The sequence below is a fragment of the Sandaracinobacteroides sp. genome, from assembly GCF_057137845.1.
Genome location: NZ_DBNHFX010000157.1, coordinates 1 through 3068 on the forward strand (window position 1 = coordinate 1; position 3068 = coordinate 3068).

The 3068-nt window shown below is 66.3% G+C and carries 5 protein-coding genes; all 5 read left to right on the forward strand.

The features are described from left to right. On the forward strand, window positions 1-552 hold a 552-nt coding region (gene hisB / locus AC16JP_RS09015), incomplete at its 5' end, for an imidazoleglycerol-phosphate dehydratase HisB (protein ID WP_484340280.1). Window positions 553-556: 4 nt separating this feature from the next. Next, window positions 557-1162, forward strand: coding sequence for an imidazole glycerol phosphate synthase subunit HisH (hisH, locus tag AC16JP_RS09020; RefSeq protein WP_484340281.1), 606 nt, complete (start codon window positions 557-559; stop codon window positions 1160-1162). Further along, entirely contained in the window at window positions 1162-1884 is a 723-nt protein-coding gene (gene hisA / locus AC16JP_RS09025) for a 1-(5-phosphoribosyl)-5-[(5-phosphoribosylamino)methylideneamino]imidazole-4-carboxamide isomerase (protein WP_484340282.1), read from the forward strand. Before hisH ends, hisA begins: the two co-directional genes overlap by 1 nt. Beyond that, window positions 1881-2645: an imidazole glycerol phosphate synthase subunit HisF gene (hisF, locus tag AC16JP_RS09030; protein WP_484340283.1), complete on the forward strand. Its 765-nt coding sequence runs from the start codon at window positions 1881-1883 to the stop codon at window positions 2643-2645. The genes hisA and hisF overlap by 4 nt, the downstream gene beginning before the upstream one ends. Next, the gene (locus AC16JP_RS09035; RefSeq protein WP_484340284.1) at window positions 2642-2959 is read left to right on the forward strand and encodes a phosphoribosyl-ATP diphosphatase; all 318 of its coding nucleotides are present in this window, start codon (window positions 2642-2644) and stop codon (window positions 2957-2959) included. The genes hisF and AC16JP_RS09035 overlap by 4 nt, the downstream gene beginning before the upstream one ends. Window positions 2960-3068: the final 109 nt, after the last annotated feature.

Sequence of the window (3068 nt, forward strand, 5' to 3'; positions counted from 1 at the left end):
GACGTCTTCGTATCCGTGAACCTCGACGGCACGGGGCAGCATATGATTGCCACCGGCGTCGGCTTTTACGACCACATGCTGGAACAACTGGCCCGGCACGGCCTCTTCGATCTGGAAATCCGCACGACCGGCGATCTCCATATCGACGCGCACCACACCGTCGAGGACACCGCGATCGCACTGGGGCAGGCATTCGCGCAGGCGCTGGGGGATCGGGCCGGCATCTGCCGCTATGGCCACGCCTACGCCCCGATGGACGAGACGCTGTCGCGCGTCGCCCTCGATATTTCCGGCCGGCCGTTCCTGCTGTGGAAAGCAACCTTCAGCCAGCCGCGCCTCGGAGACATGGACTGCGAACTGATCCAGCACGTGTTCCACAGCTTTGCGCAGGCCGCCGGAATCACGCTGCACGCCGAAGTGCTGCATGGCGAGAACAATCACCACATCGCGGAAAGTCTGTTCAAGGCCCTCGCCCGCGCGCTGAAGGATGCCGTTTCGATCGACCCCCGGCAGGCGGGCCGCATTCCCTCAACCAAGGGCACGCTCGTCTGACGTCATGGTGATCGCAGTCGTCGATTATGGTGCGGGCAATCTTCGCTCGGCGGCAAGGGCGCTCGAAGCGGCCGGGGCGCAAGGCGTCGTCGTCACGCAGGATCCGCAGGCAGTGCTTGCCGCCGACCGCATCGTGCTGCCCGGCGTCGGCGCGTTCGGCGCCTGCGCGGCCGCCCTGCGCGCCGTGTCCGGCATGGAGGAAGCACTTGCCGAGGCCGTGCGCCATCGCAGGCGGCCTTTTCTGGGCATTTGTGTCGGCATGCAGTTGATGGCCGACGAAGGCCATGAATTCGGCACGCACCGGGGTCTCGGCTGGATCGGTGGAACGGTCAGCCGCATGACGCCCGATGGCCTGAAGGTACCGCACATCGGCTGGAACGATGTCACGCCTGCAAAACCGGGCATCATCGAACCCGGCCACGCATATTTCGTGCACAGCTATGCCTTCGAACCGGCCGATCAGGCCGACATCGCCGCCACCTGCCACTATGGCACGACATTTGTTGCGGCCGTGCAGCGCGACAACATGCTCGGCGTCCAGTTCCACCCCGAGAAAAGCCAGAATCAGGGCCTCGCGTTCCTGAACCGATGGCTGCAATGGTGCCCCTGATGCCCTTCACCATCTATCCCGCGATCGATCTGAAGGGAGGCGAAGTGGTTCGCCTTGCTGAAGGCGACATGGACCGCGCAACCGTTTACGCCTCGGACCCGGCAGCGCAGGCGGCGAAATTCGCGGCCATCGGCGCAGCGTGGCTGCATGTCGTCGACCTCGACGGCGCGTTCGCCGGGGAAGCCCGCAATGCGCGGGCGGTCGAACGGATCCTTGGCGCGACTTCGGCGAAGGTGCAGGTCGGGGGCGGCATCCGCACGCTTGCGGCGATCGAACGCTGGTTTCGGCTGGGCGTCGAACGGGTGGTGATCGGGACGGCCGCGCTCACAGATCCGGGGCTGGTCCGGACTGCATCGCGGGATCACCCGGGCCGGATCGTCGTCGCGGTAGATGCGCGCGACGGCAAGGTTGCAACCGGCGGCTGGGCCGATGTGTCGGACGTGCCGGTCGAAGACATGGGCCGCCGCTTTGAAGATGTCGGCGTCGCCGCCCTGCTGTTCACCGACGTCGGCCGCGACGGCCTGCTGACGGGCGTCAACATCGAAGCGACCGCAGCACTTGCGACAACGGTAAAACTGCCGGTCATCGCCTCGGGCGGGCTGGCGGATATCAATGAAATCAGCAGCTTGCGCCGAAAATCGGGCATCGATGGCGTGATCGCCGGCCGCTCGATCTATGATGGCCGCATCGATCTTGCCGACGCGCTGGCCGCCGCCGCATGACTCTGTGCGTCCGCGTCATCCCCTGTCTCGACGTCGCTGGCGGCCGGGTGGTGAAAGGCGTCAACTTCGTCGGCCTTCGCGACGCCGGTGATCCGGTCGAATGCGCCGCCCGCTACGACGCCGAGGGCGCAGACGAACTGGTCTTCCTCGACATTGCCGCCTCGCACGAAGACCGCGCCCCCCTGCTGGACATCGTCGCCGAGACGGCGGGCCGCTGCTTCATGCCGCTGACGGTTGGGGGCGGTGTGCGCACCGCCGACGACGTCCGCGCATTGCTGCGGGCGGGCGCTGACAAGGTCTCGATCAATTCGGCGGCCGTTGCGCGGCCGGAACTGGTGGGCGAACTGGCCACGCGCTTCGGCGGGCAGTGCATCACCGTCGCCATCGACGCCCGGACAACCGGGCCGGGGCAATGGGAAATTTTCACCCACGGCGGCCGCCGGGCAACCGGGATCGATGCGGTTTCCTTCGCGCAGCAGGTGTCGGCGCTCGGCGCCGGGGAAATCCTCCTTACCTCGATGGATCGGGATGGCACGCGCTCGGGCTATGATCTGGCGCTGCTGCGGGCGGTCAGCACGGCCATCAATATTCCCGTCATCGCGTCGGGCGGGGTCGGCACGCTCGGCGATCTCGTTACGGGCGTGACCGAGGGCGGCGCCTCTGCGGTGCTTGCGGCCAGCCTGTTCCACTTCGGCGAAGCAAGCATCGACGACGCGAAGCGCGCGCTGCGGGCGGCCGGCGTTCGCGTGAGGCTCTCATGACAGACATTCTGGACCGGCTGGAAACAACGATCGCCGAACGCCTCTCGCAAGGGTCGGCGCAAGAAAGCCATGTGGCGCGCCTTGCCGCCAGGGGCAGGCTGAAAATCGCCGAAAAGCTGGGCGAGGAGGCGATCGAAACGGTGATCGCCGCAATCGCACAGAACGACGACGCACTGGTCGCAGAGGCGGCCGACCTGCTATTCCATCTGCTGATCGTTCTGGGAGAGCGCGGCATCAGGCTGGCGCAGGTCAAGGCAGAGCTGGAACGGCGTGAAGGCCTGTCGGGCCTGGACGAAAAAGCGCGGAGGGTTTGAATGGCGATCAGCAACGGCACCCCCTATGACGAAGGCAACATCTTCGCCCGGATCCTGCGCAGGGAAATTCCGGCGAACACCGTCTTCGAGAACGAATTCGCCCTCGCCT